Genomic DNA, 19,729 nt, shown 5'->3' on the forward strand with positions numbered 1-19,729 from the left:
CCGAGAAGGAGTGGGCCGGCGGAGTTGCCGGGGGCGTCCCCGGAGGGACACCGCCCCCGTGGAGGGCGTGAGGGACGGTGACCCGTACCCTGTGCAGGATGCAGCTGCAGCAGCTCGCCTACTTCGTCGCGGTCGCCGAGGTACGCCATTTCACGCAGGCCGCCGAGCTGCTGCGCGTCGCGCAGCCTTCGCTGTCCAAGCAGATCCGCGCGCTGGAGAACGAGCTGAACGTGTCGCTGTTCAGCCGCGCGCGGGGCAACATCACCCTCACTCCCGCGGGTGAGGCGCTGCTCCCTCTGGCAAAGCGCATACTGGCCGATGTCGACACGGCCCGCCTGGAGGTCCAGGAGCTGGTCGGCCTCAAGCGCGGGCGGGTACGGCTCGGCGCGACTCCGTCCCTGTGCGCGGGCCTGCTGGCGGACGTCCTTCGCCGCTTCCACGACACCTATCCGGGGATCCAGCTCATCGTCGAGGAAGGAGGCTCCCGCGACCTCGTCCGGGAGCTGACGCGCGGCTCGCTGGACATGGCCCTGGTCATCCTTCCCCTGCACGGCGACCCGCCACTGGACACGACACCGATCCTGCGCGAGTACCTGGTGGTGGCCTCCCCGGCGGGACCCGGGCCGGACGCCCCGGAGCGCTCCCCGAGGGCCGCCCAGCTGCCGCGCCGCTCTTACCTGCGCATCGAGGACCTGCAGAACCGCCCGCTGGTGATGTTCCGTGCCGGATACGACCTGCGCGAGGCGACCATCAGCGCGTGCAGGGCCGCCGGGTTCGAGCCGAGGTTCGCGGTCGAGGGCGGCGAGATGGACGCCGTCCTGCGCTTCGTGGAGGTCGGGCTCGGCATCGCGGTGGTCCCCAGCATGGTGCTGGCCGGACGCCCCGGCCTGCGTGGAACCCCGCTCGTCCTGGCGGACGAGGAGACCCGCCGCGGCCGCCACGGCCCCGGCCTGCTCCGCACCATCGCGCTCGCCCACCGCAAGGACGTCGAGCTCACCCACGCGGCCCGAGCATTCCAGGAGACGCTCCAGACGTTCCTCGTCGAGGCCGCCCTGGCCGGCAGCCTCCCCGCCGGCGTCGAGACCCTGGTGACCGCCTGACCGGACGCGTTCCGGCCCTGTCGGAGGGGCCGCCTGTCGCACCGGGGCCGGGCGGGTTGCACAAAAGACGGCGGGGAGGGTGATCCCTCCCCGCCGCGGCTAGCGGATCGGCCCTAGGGCCTCACCTCGTTACCCGATGCGTGTCCACGCGTTCGGGTCAGCCTTTGAACCTGGCCGGAAGGCCGTCGAGCCACATGGAGAACTTCGGCGGCTGCTTCCGGTCCGGGATCCGGGCGCGCGTGGCGCCCACCTCCGAGATGATGACCAGCCCGGCCCCGAGCCAGTTGGCCAGGGACGGGAATTGGCCGGCGATCATGCCGTCGACCATTGCGAGCCCGTTGTCGGCGGGCATCACGCTGGCGTGGGTCGTGACCGTGAGGCCGCGCTTCCATGCCGCGTTGATCATCAGCAGGGCCACGACGCCGACGGCGCCGGAGACCGAGCAGACCCACCAGGCTTCCCCACTGACGTGGAGCAGCGCGTCGGGCTCCTCAGCGGAGAAGAGCATCCCCGTGAGGAGGAGCACGGTGGGCAGCCTTGCCAAGGTCGCCACCGTGTTGACCTCGTCCCTCTGGAGGCCGGAGGTGGTCGTCGCGTACACGTGGTAGGCGAGCGCCACCAGCGCGATGAGCCCGAAGCCCACGAGGTCGCCGGACCCGAGTCCGTCGACCAGCAGGAACACGGACGCTGCGGCCAGGAGCGGCCATATGAGCGTCCGCATCATCCTGGCGCGGATGATCCTGAAGCTCGCGGCGGCCATCGGGCCGAAGACGAACGCCAGGCACGTGATCGTCCCGTAGGGGACGAGGGTCATGGCCTCCCTCGCAGCGACGAGGCTGAGCACGCTCGAACCGCCGATGGCGAGCGAACGCCACCACAGCGGCCACCCGGCCTTGAGATTCGGCCGGACCACGCACCACAGCAGCGCCGTCCCCACAACGGTCTGCAGGAAGGAGGTCATGATGGCGCCCTCCTCCTTGATCACGTTGAAGAAGAGCTGGAGGATGACGCCGGTCTCGCCGATCACGAGTGCCGCCACCACGAGGGCGGCGAGCTTGCCCTGGGGCGGAGCGGCTTCGCTGGACTTGTCCAGCTCGCCGCCCGCTTTTGGTTTGGTGAAGTCCATTCGGGGACTCCCCTTTCGGTGCATGGGTGCACCAGGAAGTCCCGGGTTGTCAGTCCCGGCTCTCCCTGGTTGCACCTTGGTGAACAGTGCAACTCGCTGAGAGAGCCGGAACGGGCTCTTCTTTGAGTTCAATCGGATGGTAACAGGGCGATCGGCCCGTGGTAAGTGTTATATTGTCAAGCGCGTAAGCCCCTCTTGAACGCGGCGGACTTGTCATCCGTCGGCAGGGGCGCGCGGGGAACGGCGGATCGGCCTTGGTGGCGGGAGCGCTTATCGGGTGCTCCACCCGGTGCATGAGGCTGGCCCGCCGTTTCCTGTCTTCGCAGCTCAGAGGCGTTATGGAACGTGCTAAGACAAAAGACGGCCGCTATTTTGGACCGTTCCTTAAATGTCGCCCGAGTCGCGCCCCGGAGTAGCCGCGCTTCCGTGCAGGGCCGGCCGGCGGGACGGTCCCTTGACAGCCCGGTCTCCAGGGCGTGACCACGCGATGACCGATCACATTCGAGCGGAAGTCATTCGGCCGGTATTGGCCATCCCGCGGCCTCGCCACCGGGCCGCAGACGCCCCATCGCGGAGCGAAGCGGCATTGCGGGCCTGGTAGAAGCGGTTTTCAGCGGTGCGTCCCGCAATCGGGCTTCTTCACGTCTCGGGCACCTCGACGAGGCGTGGAGTCTCGCATGGCACGGCGGGCCGTTGGATCAGCGCACCCGACGGCTGGTCCGGCCGATGGACATAGCGCACCAATTGCCATCCATGCCGCAGGTAGTACTCCTGGAGGGGCTTGTTGGCGGTCCACACGTCACCGCGAGCCCAGCGCGCTCCGGCCTTGGCCGCCCGGGTGACGGCCCAGTCCACCAGGTCGGCCCCGAGCCCGACGCCGGTGTTCTCTCTGGACACGAGCGCCAGGTAGAGGTAACGGTGGGGCTCGCTCTCCTCCTCCGGCCGCCAAAGGCCCGGCGGGGTGTGCGGTTTGATCGTCACCAGGCCGGCATGTCCGCCCTGTTCGTCGATCGCGCACCAGGTCTGCCGGTGGTGGATGGACGCCAGGATGGCCGCCTTCATCATCTCGGGTTCCAGGCGGGGCTCCTGCCATTGGTCCGTGCCGCGCTCGGCCAGCCAGCGCAGGGTGCTGTCGTATATGCCCAGCAGCGCGCTCAGATCTGCGGGGGTAGCCATCCGTAGCAGCACGCTTTCTCCTTAGTGAAGACGCCCATCAGTTCTGGAGTACACGCCTACGGCCGTTTCAACAGATGCCCCAGGCGGGACAGGCGGGCAAGTCCCGCGTTTGCGTGACATGCCCTGGGACGCGGTGAGCGGCCATGCTCTGCATGTGGGTCGCCCGGCGGCACAACGCAACGCCGTTCGCCAGGTGCCGATGGCCGCCCATGCCCAGGAGGTAGTGCGTGGATTTTGCGATAAGCCCGTGGCAGCGAGAGCTGTGCGCAGAAACAGTTCGTTTTGCACGCCAAGAGCTGGGCGGTCGCACCGGCGACTCCGACAGGTCGGGAAGCCTCGACACCGATGGCTGGCAGAAGGCCGCCGACTTCGGAGCACTGGGCTGGCCGGTGCCCCGTGACCACGGCGGCTCCGGGTTCGACCCGCTCACCTCGGCGCTGGCCTTCGAGGCGCTCGGCTACGGATGTTCGAACAACGGCCTGCTCTTCGCGATCAACAATCACGTCTGGGCCTGCGCGATCTACCTGGTCAAGTACGGCACCGAACACCAGAAGGCCCGGTGGCTACCGGAATTATGCAAGGGCACCGTCATCGGCGCGCACGCCCTGACCGAGCCGCAGGCGGGCTCGGACATGCTGGCGCTGGCCACCACCGCTCACCGGAGCGGCTCGGGCTGGGTGCTGAACGGGACCAAGACCTTCATCAGCAACGGATCGTGTGCCGACCTCTTCGTCACCTTCGCCCGGACCAGCGAATCGGAGGCGCCCGAGCGCGGGCTGTCGGCGTTCCTCGTACGTGCCGATGCGCCAGGAGTGCGGATCGCGCGCGAGCTGGAAAAGGCCGGCCTGCGCGGCGCCCCCATGGGAGAGATCCAATTCTCGGACGTACGGCTCGACGAGGAGCACCTGCTGGGCCGGGAGGGCGCCGGGCACCAGATATTCACGTCGACGATCGAATGGGAGCGCGGTTTCCTTTTCGCCAGCGGCGTCGGGACATTGCGGCGGCTGCTGGAGACCTGTGTCGACCACGCTGCAAAGCGTGAGCAGTTCGGCCGGCCGATCGGTTCGTTTCAGGCCGTGTCCCACACGCTGGCCGACATGCGAATACGCCTCGAACTCGCGCAGTTGATGCTGTACAAGTTCGGCTGGCTGAAGCGGGAGGGCCGGCTGGCCATGCTGGAGTCGTCGATCCTCAAGCTCGTCGTCAGCGAGGGTCTGCTCGAAACCGCCCTGGAGGCGGTCCAGATCCATGGCGCCCGCGGCTACCTCACCGAGGGCGGGATGGAACGAGAGCTGCGCGACGCGCTCGCCGGAACGATCTATGGCGGTACGTCGCAGATCCAGCGGTCGATCATCGCGAGCCTGCTCGGCCTGCCGGGTGCGCCGTGAGCACCCGGCCGAGCAGGAACGGTCGGCCCGGGGGGAGGGCGACCGAGCACACGGTCCGGCTGCCCCGCCCGGTACCCTCCGAGCTCGCCACCGAGCTGGCCAGGCGGATCTTCTTCGTCTCCGAGGACATCGCGAGCTTCCGGCTGCTGCGCGGTCAGGGCGACGCCGTGGACGCGGTGCTGCTGCGGACCGGCACGGCCGAGCCGACCGCCGCGCTCTCCCGCAAACTCCGGCGCATGGTCCGCATGGACGTCCTCGGCCAGCTGGCCCGTCCCCCCAAGGTGGTCTGGCGCTCGACCCGCACAACGGACACGCGGCCCGACATCTTCGAGGCGCTGGCGGACCGGGGCGCGGCCTTCGAGGCGGGGGAGGGGCAGATCGCGGTCGGTGAGCCCGTGCTGACGCTCATGGACCGTTTCGACGGCATGCTGCGGGAGATCGCCGTCACCGAGCTCGGCGCCACCGAGTTCCGCTATCCCACGCTCGTTCCCACCGGGGCCTTGCAGCGCAGCGGATACTTCAGTGCGTTTCCCCAGCACGTCATGCTCGCCACCCGGCTGCGGGGCGACCTGGACGTCTACCGGAAGTTCACCGAGCGGGACCACGACGAGGGACACGTCGGCGAGGCGATGCTCGCCCATTGCCGCAACGCGGACTACTGCCTACCGCCGACCATGTGCTATCACACCTTCCATCAGTACGCGGGGAAACGGCTCTCGTCGCCGTCCACGGTGGTCACCGCTCGCGGAAAGTCGTTCCGGTATGAGGGCCGCTACCACACCTCGCTGGAGCGGCTGTGGGACTTCACGATCCGCGAGATCGTGTTCATGGGGGAGCGCGAGCAGGTCCTGGACGGCCGGGAACGCTTCCTGCGACGAGCGATCGAACTGGTCGAACGGCTCGGCCTCTCCGGACGCTGCGAGGTGGCCACGGACCCGTTCTTCTGCGCCGCCGACGGGGCGTCGCGGATATCCGCGCAACGGCTTCTCGAACTGAAGTACGAGCTGCGTCTGGACATCGCCCCGGATGCGACCGTCGCCGTCGGGTCGTTCAATTTCCACGAGCAGCACTTCGGGACGGCGTTCGACATCACCGGCCGTGACCGCGGACCGGTCTGGACCGGATGTGTGGGGTTCGGCCTGGAGCGGCTGGCATACGCCTTCGTCTGCCAGCACGGGCTCGATGAAAGCGGCTGGCCGGAAGAGTTCCGCGGCGACGAACGCGGTCGCCCGCACGGTAGGGGAGTCGATCGATGATTCAGACGGTCGGAGTCGTCGGCGCCGGCACCATCGGCACCGGAGTCGCCCATGCCTTCGCCGAGGCGGGGTACCCGGTCACCCTGATCGACATCTCCGAGGCGGCGCTGAAGACCGCCAGAGAGACGATCGCGGGAAACGCCCGGCTGCTGCCCGTGGTGGTCGGCCGGCCCGCAAAGCGCACGCCCGACGAGATCCTCGCACTGATCACGCCGACCACCGACCTGGGCGACCTTCGCGGCGCCGACTACGTGGTGGAGAACGTGACCGAGAAGTGGGCGGTCAAGAAAGACCTCTATCGGAGTTTGGACCGCGTCTGCGGGCCGGAGTGCGTACTCGCGGTCAACACGTCGGCCATTCCCATCACCAGGCTGGCAGGGTGCACGGGCCGACCGGACAAGGTGATCGGCAATCATTTCATGAACCCGGTTCCGGTCATGCCTCTCGTCGAGATCATACGAGGCGTCCACACGAGCGACGCGACCCTTGAGCTGTCCCGGGGGCTGCTGGCCGACATCGGCAAGGAGACTGTGCTCGTCGGCGACTCCTCCGGTTTCGTGACCAACCGCGTGCTCATGCTCACCATCAATGAGGCGATATTCCTGCTGCACGAGCAGGTTTCCTCGCCCAAGGACATCGACCGGCTCTTCAAGAAATGCTTCGGACACCGGATGGGGCCCATGGAGACCGCCGACCTCATCGGTCTCGACACCGTTCTCTATTCGCTGGAGGTCCTGCTGGAGGAGTTCCAGGATCCGAAGTACCGGCCGTGCCCGCTGCTTCGCAGGTATGTGGACGCCGGTCACCTCGGACGGAAGACCGGACGAGGTTTCCATGTCTATGACCACGACTGACGCCGGCTCGTACCAACGTGGAGGAGGGCAGGGACCCATGGACGGTGAACTCGGCGGGAACTCGCGGGAACCCGACGGTGGGCGGGTGATCGCCATGGTGCGGGAATTCGTGTCCCAGCACACCGGGGGAGCGTCGATCGCCGACGATGTCGACATCTTCGCCACCGGCTTCGTCAGCTCCCTGTTCGCCGTGCAGATCCTCACCTGGGTCGAGCGCACCTTCGATCTCGCGGTCTCCGGCGACGATCTGGACATTGCGAATTTCATGAGCGTCGATGCCATCACCCGCTTCGTGCTGGGGAAGCGGGCCGTCGCGCCGACCGGCCCGATCGGAGGATGACCGATGGTTCGTCACGCCGGACGGGACTCGTCCGACGGTGCGGATGCCGCCGCGGCCGACGGGGCGCCGACCCTCGTGCGGGTGGACGGCGTCGCCGACGCGGCTTCCGCGCAGGCATGGCTGGCGGACAACCGGGAGAGGGTTCTGACCGAGTTGCGCCGCCATGGAAGCCTGATGATCCGTGGACTGCCGTTGGCGTCCCCTGAGCATTTCGCCGCCGCACGGGATGTGCTTCTCGAAGACCACCTGGAAGTTCCCAGGGAGGAGACGACCCCGCGAACCGGCTACGGGAACGGCATCTTCTCGGCGACCGATCTGCCGCCGGTGCAGCGCATCCGGTTGCACTGCGAGGACAGCTACAGCGTGGTGTTCCCGGGGATCCTGCTGTTCTGCTGCCTGGTTCCGCCCGAGCGGGGCGGTGCCACCACCCTGGGCGACACCCGCCGGGTACTGGCCGCATTGCCCGCCGATCTGGTCGAACGGTTCAGGCGCCGCGGCTGGATGATCGTCCGGAATTTCCAGAAGCATGTGGGAATGCCGTGGCAGCAGGCCTTCGGCACGGCGGACCGCGCGGCCGTCGAGTCGTACTGCGACCAGAACCAGCTGAGCTATGAGTGGCTGCCGGACGACCGGCTGCGCACCAGCGGAGTCCGCTCGGCCACGGTCCGGCATCCGTCGACGGGTGAAGAGAGCTGGTTCAACCACGTCGCGGTGTTCAACGAGTGGACTCACGATCCCGAGACCCGGGAGATCCTGGTGGCCGCATGCGGTCCGGACGGGTTACCGCAGAACACCTACTACGGCGACGGCTCGCCGATCGATCCCGCGGACGTGGCCGTCATCAACAGGGCCTTCGACGAGGTGATGGTCCGCGAGAGCTGGCGGCGGGGCGATCTGGTGCTGGTCGACAACCTCCTGTGCAGCCATGGGCGTGAGCCGTTCACCGGGGACCGCCGGGTGCTGGTCGCCATGGGAGAGCCGCGGCGGATGGCGGACTGCTCGCCGTCGGGGCCGATCGGTCCGGCGGCGGCGCGCGGACCGGGGAAGGAGGGATGGACGTGACGGTGAACGACCAGGCCATCGCCGAACTGGGCTTGTCCGTCGGAGAGTCCGGGCCGCCGATCGCGCAGGCGGGCGAGACCACGTCCATGGCGACCGCCCGCGAGTGGTTGACCGAGCGGCGCGGTGCCTTCGGCGCGGCGCTGGCCCGATACGGATGTCTGCTGGTTCGGGGTCTGCCCATCGAGAGCGTCCACGACTTCGCCGGGGCGCGCGACGTTCTGCTCGACCAGAGGGTGAGCTACCGGGAGAAGGCGACACCGCGCAGCGACTACGGGGAGGGGGTGCTGTCGTCCACCGACCTGCCCAGCGCGCAGGTGATCCGGCTGCACAACGAGAACAGCTACACCCTGGACTTCCCCGGAATCCTGCTTTTCGGCTGCCTGGTGGCACCGGAAGAGGGCGGGGCCACCACCGTGGCCGACACCCGGGAGGTGCTCGCACGGGTCCCCGCGGAGCTGGCCGACCGCTTCCGCCGGCTGGGGTGGGTACTCGCGCGCAACTACCGCGAACATGTCTCCCTGCCGTGGTCGACCGCCTTCGGAACGTCCGACCGCGCCAGGGTGGAGGACTACTGCCGTCGCAGCTCCATCGGATACAGATGGCTGCCCGACGGCGGCCTGGCGACGACGCAGCGGCGGGCGACGACCATCCATCATCCGGGGACGGGCGAGGAGGTGTGGTTCAACCACATCGCCTTCTGGAACCAGCACTCCCTCGACCCCGACATCCGGGATGTTCTCCTGACCAGCTACGGACCGGACGGGCTGCCCTTCGACACTCTCTACGGCGATGGGAGCCCCATCGACGCCGAGGACATCGCCGCGCTGAACGCCGCGTACGACGGCGCCCAGCGCCGTGAGCCGTGGCGGCCGGGCGACCTGCTGCTGGTCGACAACATCCTGTCCTGCCATGGCCGCGAGGCCTTCCGCGGCGATCGGAAGATCCTCGTCGCGATGGGCGAACAGGTGAGTCTGGCCGACTGCCGGCCCACGGTGGAACCCGCGCCCGAACCGGTCGCCGGCTGAGCCCGGCGGCCCGCGAGCCGACGTGTCGGTCGATCGCCACTCGATCTCCCAGTCCCCCGAAGGTGGGTTACAGATGCGTCCCGACCAAATCGAGCGGATCTGCCGGCTGACGCCGTTGCAGGACGGGATGTTCTTCGAGGCGCTGCGCAAGCAGGACTCCGGTGAGACGATCTACCAGCTCTGCCTTCGCCTGGAGGGCGCCCTCAGCCCGTCGCTGCTGCGGGAGTCCTGGCGCGCCGTCATCCGCCGGCACCCGATCCTGCGCACCTCGTTCCACTACGAGCGGCTGGACCTGCCGGTGCAGGTGGTGAGCGATGACGCCGAGCCCGAATGGCAGGAGTCGGACTGGCGGGGCACGCCCGCGGAGGAGATCGAGCAGCGGCTGAACGCCATGCTCGACGAGGACAGGACCCGTCCCTTCGAACTCGGGCGGGCTCCGCTGATGCGCCTGGCCGTGGTCCGGGTCGCCGATGAGGCGTGGTGGCTGGTCTGGTCCTACCACCATCTGCTGCTCGACGGATGGTCGACCTATCTCGTGCTCGACGACGTGTTCGGCTGGTACCGGGAGCTCGCCGCCGGACGGCTGCCCGAGCGGGGGGCACCGAGACCGTTCTGGGAGTACGTCGCGTGGACCCAGCGGCAGGATCTCGGGAGAGCCGAGAGCTTCTGGAGCGAGCGCCTCGCCGGATTCACCGAGCCCACTCCGATCGGCGGAGAAGCCGTCGACCCCCCGGTCAGGAACGGGCCGGAGTTCGGCGAGGTCCACGCGACGCTGCCCCCGGAGGTGTTCACAGGGCTGGAGGCTCTGGCCCGGACGCGCCGGCTGACGCTGGGCACGGTGGTCCAGGCGGCGTGGGCGTTGACGCTCAGCCGGTACAGCGGGCGGGAAGACGTCGTGTTCGGCTCGGTGGTCTCCGGCCGCCCACCCGAGTTCGCCGGCGTGGACGACATGGTCGGGCTGTTCATCAACGTCCTTCCGGTCCGGGCCCGGGTCGCCGGGGACACCTCGCTCGCCGACTGGCTGACCGGGCTCCAGGCGCAGCTGGCCGACGGCCGGGAGTACGACTACAGCCCCCTGGCGCACGTCCAGCGATGGAGCGAGGTACCGCGCGGCACCGCGCTGTTCGAGAGCCTGGTCGTCTACATCAACTATCCGGTGCGGCCGAGCTGGACCGACGGGGGGACGGTCCGGGTCGCCGACCTGCGGGTCATCCAGCAGCCGCACTACCCCCTGCACCTGACGGTCGTGCCCGACCAGCGGCGGTTGCGGATGGCCCTCGGCTACGATCCGGTGCGCTTCCGGCGGGACACGGCCGAGCGTGTCCGCGACCTGGTGGTGGAGATCCTCACCATCGCCGCCACCGATCCCGAACGCCGCCTCGGCGAGCTGCCGGGATGGCCGGAACCCGTCGGGCGGGCCGCGGCGGACGACGGGGTCACCACGACCGGCGTTCCGTCCCCTGGACGGTCCCTCGACCGGCTGACCGGCCAGTGCCTGCGCACCCCGGACGCGCCGGCGATCATCTGTGGCGATCTCACGCTGACGTACGGAGAACTGGACCGCCGGGCCGAACGCGTCGCCGACGAGCTGCGCCGCTCCGGAGCGGGCCCCGTCGCCGTCATGCTGGGCCCGTCCGCGGAACTGGCGGTGGGCCTGCTGGCCGTGGTGAAGGCCGGGGGCACGATCCTGCCGCTGGATCCGGACGACGGCGGGGAGCGGATCGGCGCCGCGGTGGCCGCCGCCGGTGCCACGGTCGTGCTCTGCGACGGCTCCCACGCCGACTCGCCGGCCGCGACCGACCAGGTGACGGTGGGCGGTGATCTGCGGCTCCTGCGGCTGGGGGAGCGGGAGGCGGCGGAGCACCCGGGCGCGGGGCCCACTCCCGGGGGGAGCGCGGCGGACGCCCCATCCGCGACGCGCTGGGCGGTGCTCGGGCATGACGCGCAGGAGCCCGCGGCCTCCCTGATCAGGTACGACGCGCTGGCAGGGCTGCTGCACTGGATGGGCGAGCACTTCCCCCTGTCCGCCGATGACCGCGTCGCACATCTGCGTTCGCCCGGTTCGGCGGAGTCGGTGCGCGACATCTTCTGGACGATGTCCTCCGGTGCGGCGCTGGTCCTCCCGCCGCGCGCCGCCCGGCCGTCCGCGGGGGTGTCCCCGGCCGTCCTCGAAGAGATCCTCGTCGAGAACGAGGCCACCGTCGCCGTCATCCCCGGCTCGCCACCGGGCTCGGTGGCATCCGCCCTCGGGCGGTGCCGTTCCCTGCGCCTCGTCTTCGTGCCCGGCCCGGTGCCGACGGCGTCGCGGCTTGAGCTGACCCAGGGGACAGGTGCGGATCTGGTGGAGGAGTACCGGTTCCCGCATCCGGTGCCGCAGAGTTCGTTCTGGCACGCAGGCACGGGGGAGCTCGTCGCGGCGCCGCTCGTGGCGCGCCGCCGGGGCCATGCGCGGGTGCTGCCGTCCGCGGCAGACGCCGACGGCCCCGTGCCCGCGAGGAACGCAGGCGCCCGGCAGTGGGCGGTGGAGGCGGTGCTGGCCGGGCATCCGGGTGTGCGGGACGCGGCGGTGACCGTGGGAACGGGGCCGTCCGGTGAACAACGGCTCACCGCGTATGTCGTGCCGGCCGGCGAGTCCGTGCAGGACATGCCGGACGCCGCGGAGCTGGAGGAGTTCCTCATGCTCCGGCTGCCGGCACGGCTGGTGCCGTCGGCGTTCGTACCGCTCGCCGCCATGCCGACGGCCCGGGACGGGCAGCCGGACGTGGCCGCCCTGCCGGCACCGGAGGAGGACGGCGGGCGGGAGGCCGTGCCCGCGGCGTCGCCCGCCGCCGTGATGATCGAGGTCCTGACGGGCATCTGGGCCCAGGTCTTCGACCGCGCCCCCGGCGTCGACGAGGACTTCTTCGACCTCGGGGGTCACTCGCTCCTCGCGATCAAGCTGGTGTCGCGGATCCGCTCGGCCCTGGGCGTGGACTTCACCCTCAACGACCTGTTCGGGGACCCCACGGTGATCGGCACGGCGCACGCCGTGATGGCGGCGCTGCGCTCCGGAGCCACGCTGGAGCCGGAACGGGCGATTCCGAGGTGCGATCGGACCGGGCCGATTCCCGCGTCCTTCGCCCAGGAGCGCCTGTGGATCATGGACCGGCTCGGAGGGGCGGCGCGCCACGACAACATCCTGCTGCCCTGCCGGCTACGCGGACCCGTGGACGTGCCGGCGTTCCGGGCCGCGCTCGCCGCCGTCATGGAGCGGCACGAGTTGCTGCGGACCCGCCTGGACGAGAGGGACGGACGTCCCGTCCAGGTCGTCCACGGGTCGCTGGAACCGCCGCTCGCCTTCAGCGACCTCTCGTCCCTTCCGCTGCCGGAGGCCGAGAGCAGAGCGCGCACGATGCTGGAGGAGGACAGCGCCGGGCGCTTCGACCTGTCGGTCGCCCCGCTGTTCAAGGTCCGGGTCGTCCGGCTGGACGACGACGATCACGTGATCGGCATCTGCCTGCACCACCTGGCGATCGACGGCTGGTCGACCGGCGTGCTCTTCCGCGATCTGGGCGAGCTCTATCAGAGGTTCGCCGACGGACGCGAGGGGACGCTGGCCCCGCTGTCGGCGCAGTACGCCGACTTCGCGGCATGGCAGCGGCGGCGGCTGACCGGCGAGCCGCTCGACGAACTGCTGAAGTACTGGGTCGGGCGGCTCAGGGACGCGCCGGAGATGCTCGAACTCCAGCCCGGGCGGCCGCGGCCCGCGGAACGGTCCCACCGGGGCGGCCGGTGCGATGTCGACCTCACGCCCGACGTCCTCCGGATCGTGCGCGATCTGGCCCGGCAGGAGGGCGGCACGCTGTTCATGGTGCTGTTCGCGGCGTTCGCCGTGCTGGTCGCCCGCCGTGCCGGCCGGCGCGACTTCGTCATCGGGGTGCCGGTGGCGGGCCGCTCCCATCCGGATCTGGAGAACCTCGTCGGGTTCTTCGTCAACACCCTCCCGGTGCGTCTCGACCTTTCCGGAGAACCGACGTTCCGCCGGCTTCTGCAGCATGTCCGGCGGGTGCACCTGGGCGCCCTCGCCCATGAGGACCTGCCGTTCGAGCGGCTGGTCAGCGAGCTCGGACCGGACCGCGCCACGGACCGCGTCCCGCTGGTGCAGGTGGCGTTCAACTTCCAGAACGCGCCGTTCGCGCCTCTGCGGTTCGGGGAGGTGGAGGCGACCCTGTTCGAGACCGATCACGAAGTGGCCCGCTTCGACCTGGTCGCCGAGCTCTACGAATGGGAGGGCGGTGTGCACTGCATGTTCCACTACTCGGCCGATCTGTTCGAACCGGCGTTCGTCGGCCAGTTCGCCGACGAGTACCTCGACCTCGTGCGGCGCCTGGCCGCCGAGCCGGACGGCCTGGTCTTCGCCACCGCGGACGGTGACGTGAACGTGTCCGCACAGGTGCGGCAGGCGCTGGACACCTCAAGCGTGAACCGGCTGCGAGCTCTGCAGGGACAGGGCTGAGGCTGCGGCGAGCCGATGGGAGAACCGTGATGATGACGCAGGGGCCGGTGGTGCACCGCGACGCGACCGCCGCGGGACCGGGGCGGATCGCGGACGTCTTTCCGCTCACCGCCTGGCAGCAGGCGGCGCTGCTGGCCGATCCCGGCCGGGCGAGCGAGGTGAGCGTCGCGTTCGACGGCCCGTGCGACCGGCCCGCGCTCGTCCGCGCGCTCGCCGGTCTGGTCGGGCGCCATCCCGTACTGCGCAGTACGGTCCACCTGCCGCCGTCCGGGGGACCGGTGCACCTGGTGCATCCGGCCCCGACCACGGACCCCGCCGAGCCCGCCCTCGCCGGCCGGCCGCGGACGGGGACCGATGGCGGCGAGGTCGCCGAACTGCCGACCGGCCCGCTCGGCCTGCCCGCCGCTTCGCGCTGCACGGTGCGACGAACGTCCGGTGGCCGGGTGACGGTCTCCCTCCGGCTCGCCGGGCCACTGCTCGACAGGCGCAGCAGTGCGCTGCTCACCACCGCGCTGCTTCGCGGTTACGCGGCAGAACTCCGTGGCCGGCCGTCCGCGGATGCGCCACCGGTGACCGGGATGCGCGACATGGTCGCCGCGGAGTGGGGCGCCGTCACGCCCGAGGCGACCGGGTACTGGCGGCGAACGCTGGAACGGGTCGCGGACGGCCTGGCATGGCGATCACCCGACGCGGCGTCCGCGCGGGGCGCTCCCGCGGTGGCGGCGCTGCCCTCCGATCTGGCGACCCGGCTGGGGCGGACCGCCCAGCGGGCGGGGACCTCCCGGGACGCGGTGCTGCTGGCCGCCTACCTGCGTGTACTCGCCCTGATCGGCGGCACCGCCACGGCGGGGACGTGGCTGCTCGATGACGCGCGCGGGCCCGCGGGCGTCGACGGAGGGTCCCTGGGGGACTTCCGCTCCCTGCTGCCGGTCTCGATGTGCTGCGATGTCCCGACCTGGGCCTCGCTCGTGGAGCGGACGGACGCGGCACTGGCGGCCCACCGGCCGTACCGGTCCTTCCCGGTGGCCGAACTCGTCGAGACGGGCCTGGTCCCGGGTGCGCTGTTCGAGTACTGCGAGATGCCGGCCGCCGATCGACCGCCGGGCGGCGAACTGCTGGACGCGGTCGAGCACACCTACACCGAGTCTCCCGTCGCGCCGCTGACCCTCACCGTGGAGGACGCCGCCGAGACCGGCGGCATGACCCTCCGGCTCTTCCGGCACGGCGGCGACCCGGCCGAGATCCTCGGCTACTACCTGCGGGCGCTGACCGAGATCACCGCCGACGTCGAAGGCGATCCCCGCACCAGTGCTCCGCTGCTCGGTTCCGTGCCCCCCGGCCCGGCGTCCGTCCGGCCCGCCGAGTCGACGCCCTCCTCGTCCGCCGCCGCCGAAGACCCGGCCACACTCCACGGACTCATCGCACGGCAGGCGGCCCGTACCCCGGACGCGCCCGCGGTCATCGACGGGGACACTGTGGTCGGTTACAACGAGCTGTACGAACGGGTGACCGTACTGGCCGACCGGATCCGGACGGCCGGCGTGGCGCCGCAGGGCCTGGTCGGGGTGCACGTGCCCCCCGGGGCGGACCTGGTCGTCGCACTGGTCGCGGTGCTGGCCGCGGGCTGCGCGTTCCTCCCCCTGGACGTCCGGTATCCGCGGCGCCGCTGCGAGTTCGCGCTCGGCGACGCCGGCGCCGACCTTCTGCTGACCCGTTCGGACGTGGCGGACCGGCTCGACTTCACCGGGCCCACGATGATCCTCGACCGGCGGGGCGACGGCCCCGAGGAGCGGCGGCCCCCGCTGGACCGGTCGTCGCCGGAGTCCCCCGCCTACGTGCTCTACACCTCCGGCTCCACCGGTCGTCCCAAGGGCGTGGTGATGCCGCACAGCGCGGTGGTGGAGCAGGTGCGGTGGGCGGTGGAGGCCTTCGGGCTGCGGCCCGGCGACCGGGTGGCGCAGCGGACACCGGTCGCCTTCGACGCCGCGCTGTGGGAGTTCTTCGCCCCGCTGAGCTGCGGAGCGGCCGTCGTCACCGTCCCGGCCGGGGCGGACCGGGACATCGCCGCCCTGGAAACGGTCCTCACGGAGCGGGCCGTCACCGTTCTGCAGGTGGTGCCGAGCCTGCTCGCCGTGCTGGCCGAGAGCGCCACCTTCACCCGGTGCCCGGAACTGCGGCTGGTGTGCTGCGGCGGTGAGGCGCTGCCGCAGCGGCTGGCCGACGCGGTGATCGGCCACACCGAGGCCGCGCTGCTCAACCTCTACGGCCCGACCGAGGCATGCGTCGACGCCACCTGGTGGCGGGCGGAGGCCGGAGCCCGGGGGACGACCGTGCCGATCGGGCACCCGGTCACCGGTGTGCGGCTGTACCTGCTGGACGAGCTGGGCCAACCGGTCCCACCCGGAACCCCGGGCGAGCTGTTCATCGGCGGCGCCCAGCTGGCGTGGGGCTACCGGGGCCGCCCGGCCGAGACCGCCGAACGGTTCGTGCCGGATCACCTGTCCGGCCGGCCCGGAGATCGGCTCTACCGCACCGGGGACCGCGCCCGCCGACTGCCCGGCGCGGAGCTGGAGTTCCTCAACCGGACCGACGACCAGGTCAAGGTCCGTGGTGTGCGGACCGAGCCGGGCGAGGTGGAGGCGGCGCTGACCGACCATCCGCGAGTACGGCACGCCGCCGTCGTCCCCCAGCGGGAGGGGGCCGGGGAGGCTTCGGACGGCATGACTCTGACCGCGTTCGTCTCCTGGGTGGGCGACCCGCCCGGGCAGCACGAGGAAGCGGTCGCCGAACTGCGGGACCACCTGCGTGGACGGGTTCCCGAGGCGATGGTGCCGACCGCGTTCATCGCCCTGGCGGAACCGCCGCTGCTGCCCAACGGAAAACTCGACCGGCGGCGGCTCCGGAGCACCGACATCACCGGAGCCGGTGAAAGGTACCGGCCACCGGCCGACCCCGTCGAGGAACGGCTCGCGTCCGGCTTCGCCGGGTCGCTCGGCGTGGACGAGGTGGGAAGGACCGACGACCTCGTCTGGCTGGGGGCCCGCCCTCTGCACGCCCTGCGCCTCGCCGGGCGGGCCGACCCGGGGAACGGTGCACCGCTCTCGGCCGCCCGGGTCCTCGGCCGGCCGACGGTCGCCCAGCTGGCGGAGGCCGTCGCACCCGAGCCCCGCCGAGCCCCATCGTGATCAGCCCGGACCATCTCAACTCGCCGGTCTCAGGAGGCACCATGACCGTTGGACAGGACACCCGGCCGCCCACGCTCGCGGGGAGCCGGCTGCGTCCGGCGATCTCCTTCGAGGACGAACGGTTCCTCATGTTCGTCCTCGACGAGATGGCGGGTGACTACGAGCAGCGATATGACGACGTCATCCGGCTCACGCTCGGCAAGTCCGAGCTGCCGCCGGAACCGCCCATCATCGCGGCCATGCTGGACGCGGCACAGGACTACGCGAAGGCGAGTCTGGTCTTCCCGGGCGGCCTTCCGCAGCTGCGCCGCCGGTTGTCCGCCGAGTACCGGAGCCGCTACGGCGTCGAGGTGCCGTCCGAACGGTTCGTCATCAGCGTGGGCACCAGCATGGCTTTCCGGAATCTCACCCAGCTGCTGGCCGGCCCGGGCGACGAGGTGGTCGTGCCCCTGCCCTACTACCCGCTCTACCCCTTCACCGCGCGACTGGCCGGCGCTCGGGTCCGGCATTACCGCATCGACCTCGACACGCTCCAGGTGGACATGGACTCGCTGGCCGCGGCGATCAACGAGCGCACCCGGATCGTGGTGGTCAACTCCCCTGGGAACCCGCTGGGGAACGTCATCGATCCCGCGACCTTCCGGCGGATCGACGAGGTCGTCGCCGGTCGCGCCGTGCTGATCGCCGACGAGATCTACAACAACGTCCACTTCGACGACGAACCGTATTCGGCCATCGCCCTGGCCGACGAGATGACCAGTCCGCTGGTGGTGACGAACGCGTTCTCCAAGGCCCACCGGATGTACGCGCGGCGGGTCGGCTACGCCATCGTCCCGGACGAGCTGGTCCACCCGCTCACCGTCATCCAGCACCACACCCTTCTCACCACCGATCCGGTGCCGCAGTTCGGCGCCATCGCGGCGCTCGACCACCAGGACGGCGTGCGGTCGCTGACCGGTCGCTACGGCGCCCGGCGCGACTACACGCTCGAACGCCTTGGCCAGGTTTCCTCGGTGCGGGCCGTCCCTTCCCGGGGGAGCTTCTATCTGACCCTCGACTGCGCCGAGTATCTGCGCCGGCACGACGTCCCCGGTTCGCTCGCCCTGGCCGAGCGCATCATGCGGGCGACGCGGGTGGCGACCGTGCCCGGCTCGGACTTCGGCTTGCCGGACACGCTACGGCTCTCCTACACCTCCGCCCGCTACGAGGAGGGCATCGACCGTCTGGCCGGCTTCTTCACGGGAGCCCCTCCGGACGTCGACGCGGACGCCGACGCCGTGCCGCGAGGTTGAGGAATCGGCGATGACGCCGAAGCCCGTGGCCGACGCCGACGGCATGGACCACCTGCGGTGGGAGTGCTCGCGATGTGCCGCCTTCTCGCCGGTCGGCGACCTGCGCTACGCGTGCACCCGGTGCCGGTGGTCCGGCAGGCTGACCCTGGTCATCGACTACGAGCGGGTCGGTGCGGGCCGGCCGCCCGCCGACGTGCTGCTCACCGACGAGCACTCCCTCTGGCGGTACGCCCGCCTGCTGCCCGTCGGCATGGACGGGGGCGGTTCCCGCCGGGTCAGGTCCCGGTACGTGGCCGGCTGGACCCCGATGCACCGGGCCGACCGGCTCGCCCGGCGGCTGGGGCTGGGCCGACTGTGGATCAAGGACGAGGCCGCCAACCCGTCCGGAGCCCTCAAGGACCGGGCCAGCGTCGTCGCGGTCGCCGACGCGCTCGACCGCGGCCGGAACGTGATCGCCACGGCGTCCTCGGGCAACGCGGGGGCCGCGCTCGCCGGCGCGGCCGCGGCGGTCGGCCTGCGGTGCGTGGTCTTCGTGCCCCGCGGCACCCCGGCGACGAAGGTCACCCAGATCAGCCGGTACGGGGCGCGCGTCCTGGTGGTCGACGGCGACTACGACGACGCCGTCCGGCTGAGCACGGCGGCGTGCCGGCGATGGGGTTGGTACTGCCGGAACACCGCGTACAACCCCTGCACCGCCGAGGGCAAGAAGACCGCCGCTCTGGAGATCGTCGAGCAGCTCGGCTGGTCCGCGCCGGACGCGGTGGTGGTGCCCGTGGGGGACGGGAACATCCTGGTCGGCCTGTACAGAGGGCTGTGCGATGCCCTGGCGATGGGCTGGATCGACCGCATGCCGCGCCTGATCGGGGTGCAGGCCGCCGCCTCGCCGGCGGTTCACCGCGCCTGGGCCGAGGGCGCCGCGGACGTCAGCCCGGCTCCGGCCCGCACGCGCGCCGAGAGCATCAACGTCGGGGAGCCGCAGGACGGATTCCGGGCTCTGGCGGCGGTGCGGGACACCGCGGGACTCGTGGTCGCGGTGGAGGACGAGGAGATATTCGCCGCGGTCGACTGGCTCGCCGCGGAAAGCGGCGTGTATCCCGAGCCGGCCAGTGCGGCCGGAGCCGCCGCACTGCCCGCCCTCGTGGCGCGGGGGGAGCTCGGGAGCGCGGACCGCGTCGTTCTGCTCAACACCGGCAGCGGACTGAAGACCGCGCCTTCCGCGGAGGGCGGGAGCGCCGTCCCGGTGGCGGCCGACCTGCGGGCCGTGGCCGCCATCGGCATCACCGAGGCGGCGGAGACCGGCAGTGAAGCCGACCTTGACGAGCCAGAACCAAAATGGTAGTGCGGCGGCTTTCTGATATCGCATGTCACCGGTTTGTGGGACATGAATTACAAACGTGACCCACTGAATATGGATGCTGGGCATGCCGCTC

At 70.9% G+C, this 19,729-nt stretch carries 13 protein-coding genes; 11 read left to right on the forward strand and 2 right to left on the reverse strand.

Annotation, left to right across the window (positions count from 1 at the left end; genetic code table 11):
• Positions 1-98 precede the first annotated feature (98 nt).
• Positions 99-1,100, forward strand: coding sequence for a LysR family transcriptional regulator (locus BJ999_RS08790; protein ID WP_179832831.1), 1,002 nt, complete (start codon positions 99-101; stop codon positions 1,098-1,100).
• Between the two features lie 157 nt (positions 1,101-1,257).
• On the opposite strand, the gene BJ999_RS08795 is transcribed toward BJ999_RS08790, so the two are convergent.
• Positions 1,258-2,226 carry a DMT family transporter gene (locus BJ999_RS08795; protein WP_179832832.1) on the reverse strand — a complete coding sequence of 323 codons (969 nt, stop codon included), beginning with the start codon at positions 2,224-2,226 and terminating at the stop codon, positions 1,258-1,260.
• Between the two features lie 639 nt (positions 2,227-2,865).
• A complete protein-coding gene (locus tag BJ999_RS08800) occupies positions 2,866-3,414 on the reverse strand; it encodes a GNAT family N-acetyltransferase (RefSeq protein WP_179832833.1) in 549 nt (182 codons plus the stop codon).
• A 215-nt stretch (positions 3,415-3,629) separates the two neighbouring features.
• Between BJ999_RS08800 and BJ999_RS08805 the strand changes: the two genes are divergently transcribed.
• The 10 genes from BJ999_RS08805 to thrC all read left to right on the forward strand — a co-directional run bounded on the left by BJ999_RS08805 (position 3,630) and on the right by thrC (position 19,638).
• Positions 3,630-4,790, forward strand: a complete 1,161-nt coding sequence (locus tag BJ999_RS08805) for an acyl-CoA dehydrogenase family protein (RefSeq protein ID WP_179832834.1) — start codon at positions 3,630-3,632, stop codon at positions 4,788-4,790.
• Entirely contained in the window at positions 4,787-6,046 is a 1,260-nt protein-coding gene (locus BJ999_RS08810) for a class-II aminoacyl-tRNA synthetase family protein (RefSeq protein ID WP_179832835.1), read from the forward strand. Before BJ999_RS08805 ends, BJ999_RS08810 begins: the two co-directional genes overlap by 4 nt.
• Positions 6,043-6,900: a 3-hydroxyacyl-CoA dehydrogenase family protein gene (locus BJ999_RS08815; protein ID WP_179832836.1), complete on the forward strand. Its 858-nt coding sequence runs from the start codon at positions 6,043-6,045 to the stop codon at positions 6,898-6,900. The genes BJ999_RS08810 and BJ999_RS08815 overlap by 4 nt, the downstream gene beginning before the upstream one ends.
• 37 nt (positions 6,901-6,937) lie before the next feature.
• Positions 6,938-7,240 carry an acyl carrier protein gene (locus BJ999_RS08820; protein ID WP_218934992.1) on the forward strand — a complete coding sequence of 101 codons (303 nt, stop codon included), beginning with the start codon at positions 6,938-6,940 and terminating at the stop codon, positions 7,238-7,240.
• A gap of 81 nt (positions 7,241-7,321) precedes the next feature.
• Positions 7,322-8,302 carry a TauD/TfdA family dioxygenase gene (locus BJ999_RS08825; RefSeq protein WP_218934993.1) on the forward strand — a complete coding sequence of 327 codons (981 nt, stop codon included), beginning with the start codon at positions 7,322-7,324 and terminating at the stop codon, positions 8,300-8,302.
• Positions 8,293-9,327 (forward strand): TauD/TfdA family dioxygenase, encoded by a 1,035-nt coding sequence (locus BJ999_RS08830; RefSeq protein ID WP_229810259.1) that lies wholly within the window; start codon positions 8,293-8,295, stop codon positions 9,325-9,327. Before BJ999_RS08825 ends, BJ999_RS08830 begins: the two co-directional genes overlap by 10 nt.
• A 73-nt stretch (positions 9,328-9,400) precedes the next feature.
• Positions 9,401-13,822, forward strand: coding sequence for a condensation domain-containing protein (locus tag BJ999_RS08835; protein ID WP_179832838.1), 4,422 nt, complete (start codon positions 9,401-9,403; stop codon positions 13,820-13,822).
• Positions 13,823-13,851: 29 nt separating this feature from the next.
• The gene (locus BJ999_RS08840) at positions 13,852-17,007 is read left to right on the forward strand and encodes a non-ribosomal peptide synthetase (RefSeq protein WP_179832839.1); all 3,156 of its coding nucleotides are present in this window, start codon (positions 13,852-13,854) and stop codon (positions 17,005-17,007) included.
• Positions 17,008-17,048: 41 nt separating this feature from the next.
• Entirely contained in the window at positions 17,049-18,299 is a 1,251-nt protein-coding gene (locus tag BJ999_RS08845) for a pyridoxal phosphate-dependent aminotransferase (protein WP_179832840.1), read from the forward strand.
• 10 nt (positions 18,300-18,309) lie between these two features.
• Positions 18,310-19,638, forward strand: a complete 1,329-nt coding sequence (gene thrC / locus BJ999_RS08850; protein ID WP_179832841.1) for a threonine synthase — start codon at positions 18,310-18,312, stop codon at positions 19,636-19,638.
• Positions 19,639-19,729 lie beyond the last annotated feature (91 nt).

The sequence above is a fragment of the Actinomadura citrea genome (assembly GCF_013409045.1).
Classification (GTDB): domain Bacteria; phylum Actinomycetota; class Actinomycetes; order Streptosporangiales; family Streptosporangiaceae; genus Spirillospora; species Spirillospora citrea.

Bases quoted from the DNA above. Each gene is read 5' to 3' on its own strand.
- BJ999_RS08835 (WP_179832838.1), top strand. From the start codon at position 9,401: ATGCGTCCCGACCAAATCGAGCGGATCTGCCGGCTGACGCCGTTGCAG.
- BJ999_RS08790 (WP_179832831.1), top strand. From the start codon at position 99: ATGCAGCTGCAGCAGCTCGCCTACTTCGTCGCGGTCGCCGAGGTACGC.
- BJ999_RS08845 (WP_179832840.1), top strand. From the start codon at position 17,049: ATGACCGTTGGACAGGACACCCGGCCGCCCACGCTCGCGGGGAGCCGG.
- thrC (WP_179832841.1), top strand. From the start codon at position 18,310: ATGACGCCGAAGCCCGTGGCCGACGCCGACGGCATGGACCACCTGCGG.
- BJ999_RS08840 (WP_179832839.1), top strand. From the start codon at position 13,852: ATGATGACGCAGGGGCCGGTGGTGCACCGCGACGCGACCGCCGCGGGA.
- BJ999_RS08820 (WP_218934992.1), top strand. From the start codon at position 6,938: ATGGACGGTGAACTCGGCGGGAACTCGCGGGAACCCGACGGTGGGCGG.
- BJ999_RS08795 (WP_179832832.1), bottom strand. From the start codon at position 2,226: ATGGACTTCACCAAACCAAAAGCGGGCGGCGAGCTGGACAAGTCCAGC.
- BJ999_RS08815 (WP_179832836.1), top strand. From the start codon at position 6,043: ATGATTCAGACGGTCGGAGTCGTCGGCGCCGGCACCATCGGCACCGGA.
- BJ999_RS08830 (WP_229810259.1), top strand. From the start codon at position 8,293: ATGGACGTGACGGTGAACGACCAGGCCATCGCCGAACTGGGCTTGTCC.